At 58.0% G+C, this 16486-nt stretch carries 20 protein-coding genes and 1 pseudogene; 10 read left to right on the top strand and 11 right to left on the bottom strand.

Translation table 11 applies throughout. From position 1 onward, the window contains the following. Window positions 1-1391: 1391 nt before the first annotated feature. The gene (locus QZ964_RS17670) at window positions 1392-2036 is read left to right on the top strand and encodes a GDSL-type esterase/lipase family protein (protein WP_292533150.1); all 645 of its coding nucleotides are present in this window, start codon (window positions 1392-1394) and stop codon (window positions 2034-2036) included. Between the two features lie 277 nt (window positions 2037-2313). Here QZ964_RS17670 and QZ964_RS21640 read toward each other — a convergent pair whose 3' ends face one another. From QZ964_RS21640 to amoA, 7 genes are all read right to left on the bottom strand, one after another. Next, the gene (locus tag QZ964_RS21640) at window positions 2314-2844 is read right to left on the bottom strand and encodes a PsiF family protein (protein WP_367119298.1); all 531 of its coding nucleotides are present in this window, start codon (window positions 2842-2844) and stop codon (window positions 2314-2316) included. Continuing rightward, complete coding sequence (locus tag QZ964_RS17660) at window positions 2732-3445, bottom strand: spermidine synthase (RefSeq protein ID WP_292533148.1); 714 nt, start codon at window positions 3443-3445, stop codon at window positions 2732-2734. Before QZ964_RS17660 ends, QZ964_RS21640 begins: the two co-directional genes overlap by 113 nt. A 197-nt stretch (window positions 3446-3642) precedes the next feature. Beyond that, complete coding sequence (locus QZ964_RS17655) at window positions 3643-4737, bottom strand: enolase C-terminal domain-like protein (RefSeq protein WP_292533147.1); 1095 nt, start codon at window positions 4735-4737, stop codon at window positions 3643-3645. A gap of 9 nt (window positions 4738-4746) precedes the next feature. Further along, the gene (locus QZ964_RS17650; protein ID WP_292533146.1) at window positions 4747-5133 is read right to left on the bottom strand and encodes a tautomerase family protein; all 387 of its coding nucleotides are present in this window, start codon (window positions 5131-5133) and stop codon (window positions 4747-4749) included. Between the two features lie 114 nt (window positions 5134-5247). After that, complete coding sequence (gene amoC / locus QZ964_RS17645; protein WP_292533145.1) at window positions 5248-6024, bottom strand: bacterial ammonia monooxygenase, subunit AmoC; 777 nt, start codon at window positions 6022-6024, stop codon at window positions 5248-5250. Window positions 6025-6093: 69 nt separating this feature from the next. Continuing rightward, on the bottom strand, window positions 6094-7329 hold the full coding sequence (gene amoB, locus QZ964_RS17640) for a bacterial ammonia monooxygenase, subunit AmoB (protein WP_292533143.1): 1236 nt from the start codon (window positions 7327-7329) through the stop codon (window positions 6094-6096). Between the two features lie 15 nt (window positions 7330-7344). Then, window positions 7345-8097: a bacterial ammonia monooxygenase, subunit AmoA gene (amoA, locus tag QZ964_RS17635; protein ID WP_292533141.1), complete on the bottom strand. Its 753-nt coding sequence runs from the start codon at window positions 8095-8097 to the stop codon at window positions 7345-7347. A gap of 197 nt (window positions 8098-8294) precedes the next feature. Here amoA and QZ964_RS17630 point away from each other — a divergent pair, with 197 nt between their 5' ends. Continuing rightward, complete coding sequence (locus QZ964_RS17630) at window positions 8295-9233, top strand: LysR family transcriptional regulator (protein ID WP_292533140.1); 939 nt, start codon at window positions 8295-8297, stop codon at window positions 9231-9233. Here the strand turns inward: QZ964_RS17630 and QZ964_RS17625 are convergent. After that, window positions 9230-10324, bottom strand: coding sequence for an L-dopachrome tautomerase-related protein (locus QZ964_RS17625; RefSeq protein ID WP_292533139.1), 1095 nt, complete (start codon window positions 10322-10324; stop codon window positions 9230-9232). The two genes, QZ964_RS17630 and QZ964_RS17625, sit on opposite strands and share 4 nt — an antisense overlap. 163 nt (window positions 10325-10487) lie before the next feature. Between QZ964_RS17625 and QZ964_RS17620 the strand changes: the two genes are divergently transcribed. From QZ964_RS17620 to QZ964_RS17600, 5 genes are all read left to right on the top strand, one after another. Next, on the top strand, window positions 10488-11123 hold the full coding sequence (locus QZ964_RS17620; RefSeq protein WP_292533137.1) for a hypothetical protein: 636 nt from the start codon (window positions 10488-10490) through the stop codon (window positions 11121-11123). 108 nt (window positions 11124-11231) lie between these two features. Further along, window positions 11232-11516 carry an integrase core domain-containing protein gene (locus QZ964_RS17615; protein ID WP_292533136.1) on the top strand — a complete coding sequence of 95 codons (285 nt, stop codon included), beginning with the start codon at window positions 11232-11234 and terminating at the stop codon, window positions 11514-11516. Window positions 11517-11533: 17 nt separating this feature from the next. Then, window positions 11534-11665, top strand: a complete 132-nt coding sequence (locus tag QZ964_RS17610; protein WP_292533134.1) for a hypothetical protein — start codon at window positions 11534-11536, stop codon at window positions 11663-11665. After that, window positions 11662-11883 (top strand): DUF3768 domain-containing protein, encoded by a 222-nt coding sequence (locus QZ964_RS17605; RefSeq protein ID WP_292533133.1) that lies wholly within the window; start codon window positions 11662-11664, stop codon window positions 11881-11883. The genes QZ964_RS17610 and QZ964_RS17605 overlap by 4 nt, the downstream gene beginning before the upstream one ends. Window positions 11884-12102: 219 nt before the next feature. After that, a complete protein-coding gene (locus QZ964_RS17600; RefSeq protein WP_292533132.1) occupies window positions 12103-12654 on the top strand; it encodes a hypothetical protein in 552 nt (183 codons plus the stop codon). A gap of 98 nt (window positions 12655-12752) precedes the next feature. On the opposite strand, the gene QZ964_RS17595 is transcribed toward QZ964_RS17600, so the two are convergent. From QZ964_RS17595 to QZ964_RS17585, 3 genes are all read right to left on the bottom strand, one after another. Then, window positions 12753-13280: a hypothetical protein gene (locus QZ964_RS17595; protein WP_292533130.1), complete on the bottom strand. Its 528-nt coding sequence runs from the start codon at window positions 13278-13280 to the stop codon at window positions 12753-12755. A gap of 422 nt (window positions 13281-13702) precedes the next feature. Continuing rightward, entirely contained in the window at window positions 13703-14089 is a 387-nt protein-coding gene (locus tag QZ964_RS17590; RefSeq protein ID WP_292533128.1) for an HU family DNA-binding protein, read from the bottom strand. Window positions 14090-14268: 179 nt separating this feature from the next. Next, window positions 14269-14589 (bottom strand): hypothetical protein, encoded by a 321-nt coding sequence (locus tag QZ964_RS17585; protein ID WP_292533127.1) that lies wholly within the window; start codon window positions 14587-14589, stop codon window positions 14269-14271. Window positions 14590-14596: 7 nt separating this feature from the next. On the opposite strand from QZ964_RS17585, the gene QZ964_RS17580 reads away from it, so the two are divergent. The 3 genes and pseudogenes from QZ964_RS17580 to QZ964_RS17570 all read left to right on the top strand — a co-directional run. After that, entirely contained in the window at window positions 14597-15532 is a 936-nt protein-coding gene (locus QZ964_RS17580) for a site-specific DNA-methyltransferase (protein WP_292533125.1), read from the top strand. Window positions 15533-15537: 5 nt separating this feature from the next. After that, on the top strand, window positions 15538-16278 hold the full coding sequence (locus QZ964_RS17575; RefSeq protein ID WP_292533124.1) for a DUF5681 domain-containing protein: 741 nt from the start codon (window positions 15538-15540) through the stop codon (window positions 16276-16278). A gap of 3 nt (window positions 16279-16281) precedes the next feature. Beyond that, window positions 16282-16452, top strand: a pseudogene (locus tag QZ964_RS17570) (transposase); the annotation flags it as partial. Between the last annotated feature and the right edge of the window lie 34 nt (window positions 16453-16486).

Below are 16486 nucleotides of genomic sequence, written 5' to 3'. Positions count from 1 at the left end.
GGCCAGAGCGACAGTCGGAAGCGTTAAGGCCGCGGCCAAAGTCGTAACTAGAGACAGTTTGCGCAACATGCTGATCTCCTTCTGCCCCTTGCAATTCATTCCCATCGAGCCACTGAATGTTCCCTGAATGAGGAGGCGCTTCAGCAGACTGCCAAGCAACTGAGAGGCGACAGGGGCTGAGATTTTGTCAGTCGTCTGTGACTTGTCGAAACCGGAAGAAGTCGCGCGTGCGGTCGCGCCAGCCTTTGATCATCGCCGATGGCTGGTCTGTTGAGCCGCGGTGAGACGATCCAAACTGCAAGGCGTCCTCCTCCGCCGGATGCAGGAGCAATGTCGTATTAGCCGGGCAAAACATCGCCTCGACCGCCGTTTGCATGGCGCGCGACCGCGCCTTTTGCGCAGAATCTGCTTTGTGTGCCCGCGCATTCCGCCGCAGAGTGGATATACGCCACTGTCGGCCATGATGTCATGCGCTCCAAGGGAGCTTGACGGAATTAAACAGGCAGGCACTCGCCATGAAAAAGCAGACGGATCCTGATTTAGCTGGAAGCTGGACTTTCGAAGCAATTCGATCGTTTGCTGGCGCGGCCACGGGGGGAGAGGTCGCGGCTATACAGGAAGCATTCAAGCGTCAGGCCGAGCTCTTTCGGCGTAACGGCGACGACGGCCGCGCCGCGTTTTGGGACGCGCTGTCCAATAGGATTGCCGACGCGGCTGGCCGATGAGCCCGGCAAGCGGGTGAAGCTCTTCCCACGTCCGATGCTGCGTGAAGCGTTCCCCATAGTCAGCACGATAGCGCCAAAGGCCACACAAAGCCGAAAAGTCACGCAAGCGCACGTCGGCACAGCGATGCTCTATTTGCTCGAGCAGCAGCGAGCGTGAAGCTGAAAAGCCCAGGGGACGTGAAGCGCTGGCGGTGATCGCGGCGGAGAAATCGGTCATGCACTTTTACGTTTTCCTGGCCCCGAGCCATCAGTCGGCGACGGTTCACAAAGGATCTTGTCCTCACTGCAATGAAGGCAAGGGCCAGCGAAGGCCAGGACTAAAGGCAAATCTCACTACGGAATGGCTCGGCCCACACCCAGATAGCGGAAAAGCGTTTGCAGTCGCCCGCGGATCCAACCTCAAGAATGTCACGGGATGCGGGCACTGCAAGCCTGAGAATCCAGTTTAGAAACTACTCGCGCCGGACTTCACTCTCCCGATCTCCAACATTTGGAAACAGCGAAACAAGACGGGAGGCTCAAGCCACTTTGGCAACAGCGAAATGAGCGATGAAGCGGTAGCCGCCATATTCCGGCCTCATCTTGCCAGCTTGGATACCGGTGATACCGGGCGAGGAGATCGATGCCTATCGTCGCGAGCGATGCATCCTTGCGACAAGGATTTGTATGAGCTCGAATATCGCCGCTCCCTCGCGACGCTTTTTTCTTGGCGCCATCGCGCCAGTATTGGCGGCGGTCGCCCTAGCACCCGCCGTCGCCAGCATCGCCGTCGTCGGCGATAGTCTCGCGGCCGGCTGCCCATTCCGCACGCTGTCGTGTCGCCCCTTCGAGGTGATAAACTTCGCCAAGGGCGGCGCGCGGCTCGCGGATATCGCAGGGCAGTTAGAGCGTGCGCAACGAAATCGCGCGCGGCGCTTCATCATCGACGGAGGTCTGAACGATCTTTTCGGCGCCGCCGCTCCGATCCGGGACATCGAACGCGATTTCCGCGGCATGCTGCAAGTCCTCGATCCGGGCGCTTCCGCGATCTTCACCTTGATGCCTTACATCGCCCAGAGAGAGGCGGCGCCGCGTATAGATGCAGCGAACGCAATGATGGCGGAGCTTTGCCGAGAGCGAGGCATCGAGGTGTTGGACCTCAATCCGCATGTCTCGCTCAATGGCGTGCGCCGCGCAGAGATGAGCGACGACGGGGTGCATTTCACGCCACGCGCCAATGCGGCGTGGATCGCGGCTCTTCGAGAGAAGTTGAGCGATCAGCTATTCCTCGATAGTGGAAGATTAGCTAAAATCTTACTCGCGCCGAGCTGACTGCGCTCGAACGCGACGAACATGTCGCCGAGTGGATTGGCTGGCCGATCTTCAATCGGCTCAAGTTGAGCCAAATGAAACGAAGCGATCTGGGCCATCGCCACGAAGGCGGAGTCCTTGCCGCCGCTCGCGATCTCGGCATAGACCGCGACGACGCCCGCCGCGCGACGGAGGTTGCTAAGCGCTCCCCGACCCCGCCGGCCTCTATTTCCTGCATTCGCTTGACGAGCCTCTCGGCGAGCGCATCGGCGACGGCGCCACGCGCCCGCGCAGCGCGTTATTGAGCACTCGGCTTCGTGGTCGCGTCCTTAACGCACTTCTTCGTGAAGCTCGTCTTCGCGGCGCCCGCTAATTTCTTTTCGACCGCGGCGGCTTCGCAAGAGACCGCGGCGGCGTCCCTATCGCATTTTTTCATGAAGCTGTTCAGCGCCGCTCCGTGCAGTTTCTTCTCGGTCGCCCGTGCCGCGCATTCCGGAGCGGCCGGCTCGGTCTGTGCGAGCGCAGCGCCAGTAATCAAAACGCCGGCGGCGAAGATCGAAGTCGTGAAGATCCTTCTAAGCTCATCAAAAGTGTGCAATTTCGCTGTTAAAATAACCAAAGAAGCGCGACGATAGACGCCATCCCAGGGGCATTGTTGACCATGAGCGTGTCGCCTTCCCACCAGAAAAAAGGCCGGGGCGCTGTCGATTTCGGTTTCAATTGGGATTGGCTTTCTGTTGCATTTGAGGTGTCGAATCGAGACTTGTCGCGATCCAGATGACGTACCGCGCACCACCACGTTGGCCGTTGGCGCGCACCTTGACCTCATCCACACGGAACCCGGCCTTGCGAAGGCGCGACGTGAAATTCCGATCCGGCCCCGATGACCAGACGGCCAACACCCCACCACGACGCAGCGCCTTGCGGGCCGCCCTCAATCCTACAATATCGTAAAGTCCGTCATTGGCTTCGCGAGTCAGGCCCTCGGGGCCATTATCGACATCGAGAAGGATTGCGTCATAAATCGAGCGGCCAGACCGGATCAGGCATCCAACGTCTTCTTCCTCGATGCTGACGCGCGGATCCGTCAGGCTGGCGCCGAAGACTTCCGCCATCGGACCGCGCGCCCAGGCCACGACCGCAGGAATGAGTTCGGCGACAACGATCCGCGCTTTCACGCCAAGGACAGTGAGCGCGGAGCGCAGAGTGAAGCCCATCCCTAGCCCGCCGATCAGAACGCGCGGCTGTGGGCGCGCCTGAATTCTCTCGCAAGAGAGCGTGGCGAGCGCCTCCTCCGAACCACTGAGGCGACTGTTCATCAGTTCGATATTGCCCAACGTGATCGAGAATTCTGCGCCGCGACGCTTGAGGCGGAGGTCGCCCTCGCTGCCGGGTATCGGCGCTGTGTCGAGCAGGGTCCAGGGAATCACTAATAAGTCTCCGTTTCGTTGGGTAGCTCTTCATGCGCACGACATGCGGTGACCTAAATGCGCTAAATTCTGCAGTCCGCGCAGAGGCTGCAAAGCGCCAGAAATGGACCTTCCAGTCAGCGCCATAGCGGGACGTTCTAACCATTTTGATGGCAGATGTCAGAGCCGATTATCAATCGCCCATTTTGAGGACTCCGCTAAGCTGCGCTGATTTTGATAACATCGTCGTCCCACTCAAGACCTACTCCGGCTACAGCGGGTATATGCAGCTTGCCATCGGCGATATCATATGGCTGCTTCAGGATTGGATTGACCCAGTTCTGCCACTCGAGCCAATGTGACGTTTCGGAAACTCGCATGACGTGGGCGCCGACCTCTGGATAGAGGTGCGTAGAGATGGGCACCCCCGATGCCGCCGCAATGGCTGCCGATTTTAGCCAGCCGGTTACGCCCCCGATCCTCATGAAATCTGGCATTACGAGGTCGCACGCCTTCATTTGAATCGCACGGTGCAGATCCCGATGACCGTAGAAATTTTCTCCTATCTGCAACGGGGTTTTCAATTGCGAAGCGAGGCGCGCATATCCATCCAGATTGTCATAAACGATGGGTTCCTCGATCCAATCCAGGCCGAGAGCGTCGATCGATTGGCACCTCACTAGCGCTTCAGCAAGATCGAGCCCTTGATTGAAATCCGCCATCAAATGAACGTCGGCGCCGACCGCCGCGCGCACCGCCTCGATCGCCCGCAAATCCTGATCTGCGGTTGCGCGGCCTAGCCGGATCTTCAGTCCGGCAAATCCTCCTTCTTGGATTAGTCTCGCTGCTTCCTCCCCTAATTGCGCTGGATCAGTCAGCCAAAGACCGTTGCTGTTGTATGCCTTCACCGGCCCAACCGTGCCTCCAAGGAGCACGCACAACGGTAGATTCGCGGCCTTCGCCAAGGCGTCCCACGCCGCCATATCGAGCCCCGAAACGGCGATCATACTCAAACCTTGGTAGCCAACGAAATGGAGAGACTTGAGGGTTAGCTCGAATATCTCGGTCGGCGCGACGGTATGACCATCGAGAAGCTCGCCAAAATCCTCCAAGGCGGCAACGATGTATTTCATCGCCTTCGCGGTGTACGGTTCGAGGTAGCTTCGCCCAACGATTCCTTCGTTTGTGAACAGATCGATGAGGATCACAGGCCAGTCGGAGATCGTCGCTATTCTGGCGACGATCGGGCGTTCCAATTTGAGCAGTAAGGGTCGAGCCCTGATGCTCTTGATTGTCAGTCGATCAATCGCCATTCCAAGGGCTCACATTTCGGCGTATTGCGCTTCGCCGTTCCCGAACGACCAGTTCTCCTTGGGAACCTCGACGAGGCTGATGAAAACGTCCTCAACGCGAAGTCCCAGACGGGAATGAAGTTCTTTCGACACCGCTCGATAAAAGGATTTTTTCTGCTCGACCGACCGCCCTGCATTGAGCGTGATCTGGATGAACACGCAGTCCTGCGTGCGTTTGATTCCAAGGTAATTCTCGTCGGCAATGAGGTAGCGTTCTGGATGTTCGGCGATCACCTGGAAGCAGTCGTCCTTGGGAACCTTCAAGACCTCGATCATCGCGTGATAGACGACGTCGCCGATGGCGCGACAATATTCGACAGGTTTGCCTTCGATGAGATCGATACGCACGAGAGGCATTTGATCTCTCCTATTTTTGGCGATGCGAATCGGGCGCGCGCTTCAATGCGGATCGCTTCTTGGAAACGCCCCGATGGTTCGTCGGGAAGCACGCCCTCGCCGCAGGCGCGCTTGTCAGGCCGCGTCCTCGATCTGGTCCAGCAGTTGAACGAGACGCATCACCTGTTGCAGCAAAATTCCGCCGACACCAAGGGCAAACCATACGCCGGTGACGAAGCCCCAGTGAATCGGCGCCGCGAAGAACTCCTCCCGAAACCAGAAGGTGTGGCCCCACTCGTTAAATCCTACACTAACGAAGATCATGAACGGACCGACGACCGCAAGCGTCAGAGGGAGGGAAATCCCCTCGGCGTAAAGCGGCAGGCGCGTCCTCGCGTACAGCCACGCTGAGCCGCCCATCAGGATGTAGAAGGGAAAGTTGAAGTAGAATTCGATGATGTGGTTGGCGGTGAAAGGCGTGTCGCGGACCGAAACCTGATGCCAGGAATTGTCCTGCTCCGCAAAATAGCTGCCGGCCCAATAAACCGCGAATGTGTAGATACTGATCCACATCGTCAGCGTGAAGTAGCGCGTAATCTCCTCCTTTGGCGTAATCTTGTCAAGGTTTCGATCGCGGGTGAACCAAAGATAGCCCCACAGCGACGGGAACACGATCAACAGAAATGCGCCTTCGAGGTAGAGCAATCGCATCCAATGAACGTCGAACGCAGGATCGGAAGAGTCTAGGCCGGTCGAAATAGCATAAGCGCCCTGATACATTCTAAAACCGACGTAGATGACGGTCATCACGGCGAAGGTCAGGAGATACTTCGGCAGGTCTCTCAGATACCAGGGCAGATTGAAAGGCGCCCGCGGCGTGGTTCCGGAGATTGTTTGCGCGGTGATGTTCATGGCCGCTCCTTTGGCTGGCTTGAATTGTTTTCGCGCGCGCGACGCTCTTTGATCCGCCGCGCGCGATTGTCAGTAGAATTTCGGGATGACCGGAGCCGATACGCTGGAGACGTAGCGTTGGCCCGCGTTGTCATAGAGGAAGAGTAAGCCTCCCATCCGCGTATCCGCGTCGCGGATCAGGCCGTCGAGCCTCTCGCGCTGCCAAAGCGAATCCTCGGCCGTGATGCGGATCGTTCTCGTCTCGCCCGGCGCGATGGGATCGGCCGTGTCGACGCTCAGGCCTTCGCGTGCAGCCAAAGTGGCGCCTTCGCCCTGTGGCGGTTGGATAACCGCGGGGTTGAGGAAGCGCACATTCGCGGTCGCGAACTCGCCAACCCGGACGGGATGCTCGGAGCCGTTATGAAGCAGGGCGGTCATGATCATTGCACGAGCAGGCACATTGTATTCGGCGCGCTGAATCTTGACCTGCACCGCTCCAACGTCGACGGCAGGCGGAAGCGGATCGATCTGATCCATTGCGGCTTGCAGCGGGATGGCGTTTGGATATTTTAGATCCGTTACGAAGTTCGCGCCGAATACGATCATCGGAACTGCGAAGATGATCGCCGCCCCAATCATCCGGTCGAGCGGGGAGACAAGGCTCGCCTCCTGGCCGGCATGCAGCATTTTATAGCGTGGAATAAACAGCGGACGTCTGACCCACCAAAGCAGCCACGCCGAACCGAGCGCAATCCAGATGCCGTGCCAGGCGACGCCATTCGCGAGCCCGTATGTCTCCATGTCGATAACGCTGCCATCGAGCGTCTTGATCCGGTTGGTGAACGCGGACGCATCGCCCTCGACTTCCATCCATTGGCCCGGGCCCACGACGGAGCCCGCATCATGCAGATTGAAGAACGGATGAAGATGAAAGCGACCAGGCACCCTGGCCTTCATCACGATCTTGAAGTCATAGTCGCCGCCGAGCTTCAAAGCGGAGGAGCTGACGGACGATTGTCCGTTGAGGTAACGCTCGGTTCGAATGAAGACGGGCCCCGGAGCGGAGACATTCAAATATGTCGCGTCCGGTTGCGCCACCCCCCGCGGCCAGTCCGCGTTGACGTGGAACTTACCGGTGATGACAACCTCCTCATTGACATTGAGCTTTGCCTTCGACCATGCCACATCGTACCATTGGATCGTACGCATGCGGACGAAAGGTTCCAGGGCCTTTTCGCCATGGGCGAGCGCCGCTTCGGGAGCAAGCGCTCCGGCGCATAAGCCGAGGCAAACGGCACTGAAGAGCGTCTTGAGTAACTTTTTCATCTCGTTGTCTCTCCCTCAGATATTCTGGACGTATTTTGTCGTCGCAAATGCTTTTCCCAGATACCACCAGAGCGGATACATCAGGGTGCAAAGCAGCGCCGAACAAAACGCCGACAACGGCGTCGCATATTGGCCGTAGGTTCGCAGCGTTCCGCGCTCGATGATGCGAAGATATTCAGGCGTCCCCGCGCGGATGTATTGAAAGCCGAAGAGGTCGGCCACGGTGAGTTGCGCGCCGCCATACTCCACCGGCACATGAAACATGCCGAAAATCGGCCAGTTGGTCGGATAGAAAAGCAGGGCGAAGGCCATGCCGCCAAAGATGCTCGTGACAGTCAGACTGTTGCTCAACATTAAAATTGCGTCGAGGACGAGCGCGCTCGGCAACATCGTGGCTGGCAAGACTTCGTTTATCGGGAAAAAGTTCCACATGTGATAGGCGAAGAAGCGCGTGATCCATGTGCCGATCAGCAAGCATGAAATGCAAAGCGTCGCCCCAAACGGCAACCTGAAGTTTGGCCATAGAACTGCCTGTACCGCCGCGGGGAACGTGATCATCATCAGGGGCGTGATCAGGGGCCACCATTGCCGGTCTTTCCAGTCTTGCCAGAAGTCCCAGTCACCGACCGTCAGAGCGACGTGCAGGTGGAAGGAGCCAATGAAAAGGAACAACGCCAGCACCAGGATGAGATAATCATAGGCACGGCTCAGTCTCGCCTTTTCCCCTGTATAGGGTTGTGCTGGAAGGTCGAGGGATTTGCCTGTCATGCGGTCCTCCACGAAGCTTGGCTCTCTGTGCGCTCTTTCCCGACGGGGGCCAGATTGGCGAACGGCGAGACGGCGCAACTTTCGGGAAGTTAGGCGAGGCTCAGCGGCGCGTGAAATGGCGAGTTTTGATAGGCCTATGAATAGAAATCACAGGCGCACATCGTCGGGCTGGGCAAGAGAGGTGATGAGGCTAAACGGTGACTGAGCTGCATAATTTCGACCTCAACCTGCTCGTGGCGTTCGATCTCCTCATGGAGGAGAAGAACGTGTCGCGCGCCGCCGAACGCATGTTCGTCACGCAGTCGGCGATGAGCCATACCTTGCAGCGGCTAAGACAGCAGTTGGACGATCCGCTACTCGTCAAGACCCCTGCAGGCATGAAGCCGACAGATCGCGCGTTGTCCCTGGTCGACCCGGTGAAGGCCGTCCTGCGCGACGTCAAGCGCCTGATCCGCGCCCCCGAGGAATTTGATCCCTCGCAGAGCAGGCGGCGGTTTGTGATCGCCGCAACGGATTATATTGACCTGCTGGTGCTCCCTCCGCTCGTCGAGCGCATTGCTTTGGCGGCTCCGGGCATCGACATTCATGTCAAGCGGACCGAGTCGTCATTTCCCGAAGCAGACCTTGAGCACAACGATATCGATGTCGTCCTGGGTTTCGATGCGGTACTGAAGCCGCCTGCCTATTTGAGCAGAACGAAACTTTTCGACGACCGCATGGCCTGCGTCGTCGGCAGGCAGCATTCGGTCAGTAAGAACGGGCAGCTGACGCTCGAAGAATATGTCTCGTGCAAGCACATGCTGATCTCCCGCACCGGCACACGTGTTGGATTGATCGACGAGTGGCTCGCCGAGAGAGGGCTGACGCGCCGCATCGCGTTGATCGTGCCTCACTTCCTCTCGGCTCCGTTTATTGTGGCGAAGACCGACATGATCTTGTCCCTGCCGGAGCGAATTGCCAACGAGTTCGTCGGCCGGGCGCCTCTGAACATCCTGCCGCTCCCGATCGAATTGCCAGCCTATGATCTCGTTATGGTCTGGCACCCGCTCCGGAACCCAGACCCCGCCCATCGCTGGTTGCGTGATCAGATCGTGGAAGTTTGCCGGAAGTTGACATGCCCCTTGCGGCCCGTTTAGCGTCCCGTTAGCCCTGCGGCAAAAGCTTTTACCTCAACCAGAAGGTAGGGCGCCTTAGACAGCCTCTCTCCGCCATTCAAAGTCGCTGAGCGATGCAATTGGTTCACGACTGCATAGAGCTTGCCGCCAGGTCCGAAGCTGAAGGAGTCGACCCACGCTAGTTGATCGCTCTTTGCAATCTGCTGATAACTGCGGTCTGGTTTGATGACGCCGATCGCGTTCTCCGACAAATCGCCGAGGTAGATATTATTGTCCTTGTCGATGCTAACGCCGTCACATACGGGCTTCGTGCTGTAGCGCTCGACCCTGGAAGCGAGCGCATTAGCATCCAGTTCTTCATTTGCTAGGTCGGCAGCTGCAACACGGTAAAGACTGAGCCCATGCATGGGCCCGAAATACACCCACTCATTCTCCAAGTCCTCGGTGATCGGGTTGACGCCGATATGCGGTCTGCTCAAGCGCCCATTGGCGTCTTTCAGCTGGACAGGATGACCGTCTATGACGAGATCGACATTCTCGGGAACAACGCTTTGGTGACCTTCGAGCACCCGGCGCGCGGCGCCGGTTTCGATGTCGACAACGATCAGCGCCGCATTTTGACCACCCGCAGGATCTGCGATAAAAATCTTCTTGTGCCGCCCGTCAATCGTAAAGTCGTTAGCGAAGGCGTCTTTCGGAGCGATCGGCGGTGGCAGGTAAATCACGCGCGACAATCGATTCGACGTCGTGTCCCAGGCGACTAGTTTCGGCGTCACGCTGCTGCGCATGCCGTTATCGAGCAACCAGACGACGCCATCGTCACTGCGGAGGCCGAGCACCGAATCCAGCGACACGCTGCGAGGACGCGCCCTGTCATTCATCTCCGCGTTCGGAAACGGCACGGTGACGCGGTCAGGACGTAGTTCGACAACCGAAATTTGAGGCTCGTAAAATTGGTGCTGGCTCATCACTATCCGGCCAGTGCTCGTGATCGTCACGTTGCCGGGACCTTGCGTCAACCGCGCCACAATATCGAAGTTTTTGTCCATCGCGTCGACTGGACCGCTTGACAGAGCCGCTAGCACGAAAGTGAAAATAAGCTTTTTCTTCACGGTGGACTCCCCGGATCCTTCCCTAACCAGCGAAGATGCACGATCCAGAACTCCGGACTAAATGGCGATTGCTCATACAGGTATAATCGGTCTTGATTGCCTATATGACTTCCTGTCCTTGTCGTAAACTCCATCCGGCTGGCGTGAGGCGGCGAATCGGACCATGCTGCCTCCCATGGCCGATATCTTCAAACTGATCTGCTGTGCGGTCATCGGTCTGTTCCGATCAAGAGCGTCGCTTGAGGCAGAGATCCTCACGCTGCGCCAGCAGCTCAACGTGTTGCGCAGGAAATCGCCGAAGCGGCTCGCTTTCAGCAATGTCGATCGTCTGATTTTCGCCGGCCTCTATCAGATTACCCCACGCGTCTTGAATGCTTTGACGATCGTAGAGCCAGAGACCGTTATTCGTTGGCATCGCGCCGGCTTTCGCTTATTTTGGCGATGGAAGTCGCGCTGTCGCTGTGGCAGGCCGAGGGTGGCGCTGGAAATCCGCCAACTGATCCGCGACATGAGCCTCGCCAATCCACTGTGGGGCGCTCCCCGGATCCATGGCGAACTCCTCAAACTTGGAATCGACGTTGGCCAGACCTCGGTGGCCAAATATATGGCGAGGCGCAGGAGACCTCGCTCACAAGGCTGGAAGACGTTCCTGCGCAATCATGCCGATGGGATCACTTCAATCGACCTGTTTGTCGTTCCGACAATCTCATTTTGGCTGCTTTATGGCTTGCTGATTTTGCAGCACGGCCGACGCCAGATGTTATGGCTCGGAGTGACAACGCGCCCGACCGCCGAATGAATCGCCCGGCAACTCACCGAGGCTTGCGGTTGGGAAAGGACGCCGCACTATCTCATTCGCGATCGCGACGGCGTCTATGGCGAGATATTCACACGGCGTCTTCGCGCCATGGGGATCCGTGACCGGCCGACCGCGCCGCGATCGCCCTGGCAGAATGGACATTGCGAACGGCTGATCGGCTCGGTCCGACGCGAATGTCTTGACCATGTCGTCGTCTTTGGCGAGCAGCATCTGCGCCATGTGTTGCTTTCATATATGAAGTATTATAACGGCGCTCGGACACATCTCGCTTTGAACAAAGACGCGCCGGCATCGCGCGCCATTCAGGCCGTCGGGCGCATTCTTCCAACGCCAATTCTCGGCGGATTGCACCATCAATATGTTCGGATTTAATTTCCGATAAGGACACCATGTCGCACACTGACAATGATGCGCGCACACGCATACGGGAATTGAACGACGCTTTCCGTAAGAACTTCGATCCGGAACTCGGACAAGTCGTGCTGACGGCCGGCGTCAATTCCCTCTACCCAGCGATGTGAAGGCGTCGGCGGTTCGCAAGACCGCTACGTTCGACGCATTCACGCAGGATAACGATCCGCATGGCGAGCATGACTTCGGCAGCTTCGAACTCGCCGGGCGCACGTTCTTTTGGAAGATCGATTACTACGACCCAAACCTCGAATTCGGCTCGGAAGACCCGGGCGATCCGACAAAGACGACCCGCGTGCTGACCATCATGCTCGCGGACGAGTATTGAACCGGTCTCCCCTTCCGACCCGAGTCGCGAGACTCGGGTTAGGAGCTACCCACCCACCCGGCGGATGCGCGCGACCTTTTATCAAACTGCCACAAGCGTCCATGCTCTATACTCGCTGATTGATTCCACGGCGGCACGATCCGGTGCGAGAATGCCGCCACTACGCATGTCGGCGCTTGTCTCTCGCGACCCACCTACTGCCCTGTACAGGAGCTCATGATGGCGAAAGCAAAACAATCGGTTATCGAAATGGACTTCGTCTCCAGCTTCTCCGAGCACTCGGAGGGCGCTGAGAGAGAGGGCGGGGCAGACGCGACAACCGCCGAGACAAGCGAGGCTGCGCGCAAGCATGATGAATATGTCGGCCGGTATACCGAGTTGGCGTCCCGCGCCCAGTCACTATCGGATGAAATAGCCATAGAGCGATACAGCGAAAGTCGCCTCGACGAGAGCCGACGCAATCTCGACTGGAGCGTCGCCACTGACCGGCACGATCACTTCAAACTGGTGATGCCTCCCGCAGCGGCGCTTATGTTCTTGGACGCCGCCCGCCCCGACCTCGTCGAAGTCGTCGAGACCGGCGGTGTTACCGTTAAAGGGGGTCGCACCTCCCTCCGTCTCGAAAAGCCCAGAGACATCGATAAAGCCATCGAACTCATAAAGAAGCTTAGCGAGCCGAAGCCTGAGAAAGGTGGCGGCAAAAAGAAAAAGGCGAGCGCAAAGAAAGAGGCTAAGGCAACGAAACCGAAAAAGCTCGTTAAGAAGCGCTGACTATTACGCATGCTTTCGACGAGGAATAGTGTCTGGCCGAGAGTCTGTATTCAATCCGTCAACCGGCTCTCTCTCCGCTTCCCAGTGACCCACACATCTCATCGTCCACTGATGCATGTTACTCGATAATCACGATCAAGACGGCATGTCGTATATCCAACAGGCTTCCTGGCAGGCGGTCGCTGGATTCTCGCTTCCAGATGTTTGGCGAGGAACATCCGAAGCACCAAAATGAGGTCTGCGGCATGCTTTGACGCGCCCAAGTCAATCGCCATGCGAATGTCCGCGACAATCATCTTTCGCACGCCGATGGGCCCGCGCTTGAGATTCAAGAGGTAGCTCGATAGCAGCGATCGATGCTTCGCTGAGAGAACGGCCCCTGTGAAAAGTTCGTTCGTTTCGAGCGCCGCGAACGCTGCGCATTCTTCAAGGGTAATCATAGGAATGACTCCGCCTTGTCCACCCACGGCGGCCAAGCTGTTGTTGTTTCGTTTGATGCTGGTCTCGCGCCGCTCGGTATTCGCCGGCTGCGCCGCAAAGGAGAGCTGCGCGCGAGCACGGTGGAGAGCCATCGAGGAATGACCTTCCCTACCGAGACATTGTGAACTCGCGATGTCCTCGCTCACCCAATGTCATTAAAAATATTTAATTTCGATAGAATGGAACCTGCGATTTCCCCGTTAGGCACGCTCCTCTACCGCGCCGGCAAGCTGTTCTAATCGCCGTAGCGGACAGCATCAGCATTCGAGTGTCCTGACAGGCGGTACAATGTCCTGAGAGGGCTGCCCTTCGCGCTTCAGCGCGCCGATTTCCGGTTCGCTGACAGCGAGGAGCAGCCCAATGATCCGGTCTTTGACACGGAGGCGGCGATGAAGATTGCCGCCGTCTACGAGAACGTCACGCGATCCATTATCTGCGCTCGCTTTCGGAAGAAGCGAAACAGACGAAGGAAGCGCTCGAAGACATCGAATGACAAGAGCCCCGCGCCTGTCGGCTCGGGGCTTCCTTATCAACGCCATCAGCAGGCTACGGCGAACAGATAACGCCGTTACTTTGTTGCAGCGGCCTTCAACTTCGACAGTGGCCGGATTTTGACGCGAACGCTTGCGGGCTTTGCCGCCGCTTTGATCATTTCGCCCGTCGCGGGATTGCGAACCAAGGTCCCCGCCTTCCGCGCCGGCACCTTGCGAAGCGTCACTTTCAGAAGGCCCGGCAGGGTGAACTCGCCAACACCCCGCGGGTGGACCGACCCGAGAAAAACATTCTCCAGCGTGGCGTAGATGCCGACGGCGGTCTTGCGCGGGATGTCATTCTGCTCGGCAATCAGGTTGATCAGTGCCGACTTCGTATATGTCTCTTTGACCGGCCGAACGGCGGCAGGTTCAGCCTTGCTAACTTTCCTGCTCACCGCCTTCACAGTTTTTCCTCTAGCCATAAGATGTCCCTACTGGATAAGTGCCTGCATTATAACCCATCCGCACAAACGCGATTCCTAACGATTTCATTGGTGATTCGCAAACGCTGCACACCTGGTCGCCTCGCGCACTGTGCGGCGCTGGGTATGACTTAACAGGCTCCTCCCCCCTTCGGCGCACCAAGGCGGCGCGTCGCAATCTAGTTGGCAGGCGCGGCCACAGGTGTTCGGTGTTTTGCGGCGAGGTGATAGGCGAAGAACAAAAAACGCATTGCAGAGTCGAGAATGCAGAAGCGCAAAAAACCACCGTCTCTTTCATACATTTGCATCAGATCGGCTTCGTCGTACGTTGCGATCGCGCTGAGGTGCTTCAAAAGGTGAGACTTGTCCGGCCGCTGCCTTATCAGGTCAATCAAACGAACGTCCGCGAATCGTATGTCATGAGCATATGCGTTCCTGACACGCAGCAACGCTTCGATAAATCCAAGTTCCTCTGGAGGAAGGCCGGCGGCATCGAGCAATTTAAGTATGGACGGCCCGCACCGACTGATCTGCGGCGACTCGCTCGATCCATTGGTCGTAGATGCGTTGATGGACGGCGAGGCAGCCGAGATGGTCTTCACCGATCCCCCCTATAACGTGCCGATCGCCGGCCATGTCAGCGGCAAGGGCGCGATCAAGCATCGCGAGTTCGCGATGGCGGTCGGCGAAATGACAGGCGACGAGTTCACGGCCTTCCTCGCCGCCGCCTTCTTCAATCTCGCCAAAAATAGTCTCGACGGCTCGATCCACTTCATCTGCATGGACTGGCGGCATATGGGCGAAGTGCTGGCGGCGGGATCTGCGGCCTATTCCGAGTTCAAGAATCTCATCGTCTGGGCCAAGGACAATGGCGGGATGGGAACCTTCTATCGCTCCCGACATGAACTGGTCTTCGCCTTCAAGAAGGGGGCAGCGCCCCATATCAATAGTTTTGAGCTTGGCCAGCATGGCCGCTACCGCACCAATGTTTGGGAGTATAGGGGCGTCAACACGCTGAAAGCCGGTCCGCAGGATGAATTGGAGCTGCATCCGACGGTGAAGCCGGTCGCCATGATCGCCGACGCGATCAAGGACGTCTCGAAACGCCATGGCGTCGTGCTGGACCTCTTTGGCGGTTCCGGCTCAACGCTGATCGCCGCGCACAAGACGGGAAGGCGCGCGCGTCTATGCGAACTCGATCCCATCTATTGCGACCGGATCATCAAGCGGTGGGAAACCTACGCCAAGGATGACGCCGAACTGATCGCCTGCGGTCTTGGCGGGCGCGAGACGCGGCAGCTGGAGATAGACGAGAGGCGAGAGACGTCTTGTGGCGGCTCGCAAGCAGAAGAGTCTGGCCTTGCCGACATCACGCCTCCTCTCGCTGCACAAGAGCGCGCGCGCCTATCTGAGTCCGGCTTAGCTCATCCGCTTGCGGAATGATCGCCATGCCGCGTGCTCATAAGCAATTAAAGCTTCCTCATCCCGAACAGAGCGCCGCGTCCTATGACGTCGGCTGCGCCAAGCCGCCCGCGTCAACCAAGTTCAAGCCCGGCCAGTCCGGCAATCCGCGCGGACGTCCGAAGGGATCTCGCAACAAGCCGCCCAGACTCAATGAGGAGCGGCTCAAGGACATCATTATCGCGGAGGCCTATCGCGCCATCAAGATCAATGAGGGCGACAAGAAAGTCTCGATCCCGATGGCGCAGGCCATTGTTCGCTCGCTCGCCGTCAACGCCGCCAAGGGTCAGCACCGCGCTCAGCAGCTTTTCGCTGAGCTCCTCACAATGACGGAGCGGGCGAACAAGGCGCTTCACGACGAATATCTGCAAACGGTCATCGAATACAAAGTCGACTGGGAGCGCGAATTGGAGCGTCGCCGGACGTTCGACATCAATGCTCCCGACCCGATTCCGCATCCGGATGATATCGTCATCGAGTTGAAGACCGGCGAGGTCAAAATCAACGGCCCGATGACCAAGGAGGAGAAGGTGGTCTGGGACAGTCTTCGCCAACGCCTCGAAGACTGCCACGCCGAAATCGAGGAACTGCAAAAACTCGCCGCCGATCCAGAGTCAGAAAGCTACCGTCACATCATAGAAGGCGAAATCGCCTTCGAAACCAAACTGCGCGACAGAATTGCAAATACCGTCGGCGAGAAGCCACACGCATCTCGGCGAAGGCAATGAAAGATCCCTGACCATTCGATCTTTTCCAAAAATCGGCACGGACGCTTTCGCGAGAGCAATGTCTTACGCCATCTGTTCGAAGCCGTCGTCGAGCGCTGCATGGCCGAAGGGCTGGTCGGAGCCGATGGGTTCGCCATCGACGCCAGCCTGATTGCCGCGGACGCCAATAAGCAGCGTTCGGTTCCAAGCGACGAATGGAAGCCGCAGG

It is taken from the genome of Methylocystis sp. (assembly GCF_021731785.1).
Classification (GTDB): Bacteria; Pseudomonadota; Alphaproteobacteria; order Rhizobiales; family Beijerinckiaceae; genus Methylocystis.
Note: the sequence above shows the minus strand (reverse complement) of the source record. Positions and strands in the feature narration are given on the sequence as shown.

Excerpts from the sequence above, each read along its gene's own strand:
- QZ964_RS17670 (WP_292533150.1), top strand. The coding sequence starts at position 1,392 with ATGAGCTCGAATATCGCCGCTCCCTCGCGACGCTTTTTTCTTGGCGCC.
- QZ964_RS21640 (WP_367119298.1), bottom strand. The coding sequence starts at position 2,844 with ATGAGGTCAAGGTGCGCGCCAACGGCCAACGTGGTGGTGCGCGGTACG.
- QZ964_RS17655 (WP_292533147.1), bottom strand. The coding sequence starts at position 4,737 with ATGGCGATTGATCGACTGACAATCAAGAGCATCAGGGCTCGACCCTTA.
- QZ964_RS17650 (WP_292533146.1), bottom strand. The coding sequence starts at position 5,133 with ATGCCTCTCGTGCGTATCGATCTCATCGAAGGCAAACCTGTCGAATAT.
- amoC (WP_292533145.1), bottom strand. The coding sequence starts at position 6,024 with ATGAACATCACCGCGCAAACAATCTCCGGAACCACGCCGCGGGCGCCT.
- amoB (WP_292533143.1), bottom strand. The coding sequence starts at position 7,329 with ATGAAAAAGTTACTCAAGACGCTCTTCAGTGCCGTTTGCCTCGGCTTA.
- amoA (WP_292533141.1), bottom strand. The coding sequence starts at position 8,097 with ATGACAGGCAAATCCCTCGACCTTCCAGCACAACCCTATACAGGGGAA.
- QZ964_RS17620 (WP_292533137.1), top strand. The coding sequence starts at position 10,488 with ATGCTGCCTCCCATGGCCGATATCTTCAAACTGATCTGCTGTGCGGTC.
- QZ964_RS17615 (WP_292533136.1), top strand. The coding sequence starts at position 11,232 with ATGGGGATCCGTGACCGGCCGACCGCGCCGCGATCGCCCTGGCAGAAT.
- QZ964_RS17610 (WP_292533134.1), top strand. The coding sequence starts at position 11,534 with ATGTCGCACACTGACAATGATGCGCGCACACGCATACGGGAATTGAAC.
- QZ964_RS17600 (WP_292533132.1), top strand. The coding sequence starts at position 12,103 with ATGGCGAAAGCAAAACAATCGGTTATCGAAATGGACTTCGTCTCCAGC.
- QZ964_RS17590 (WP_292533128.1), bottom strand. The coding sequence starts at position 14,089 with ATGGCTAGAGGAAAAACTGTGAAGGCGGTGAGCAGGAAAGTTAGCAAG.
- QZ964_RS17580 (WP_292533125.1), top strand. The coding sequence starts at position 14,597 with ATGGACGGCCCGCACCGACTGATCTGCGGCGACTCGCTCGATCCATTG.
- QZ964_RS17575 (WP_292533124.1), top strand. The coding sequence starts at position 15,538 with ATGCCGCGTGCTCATAAGCAATTAAAGCTTCCTCATCCCGAACAGAGC.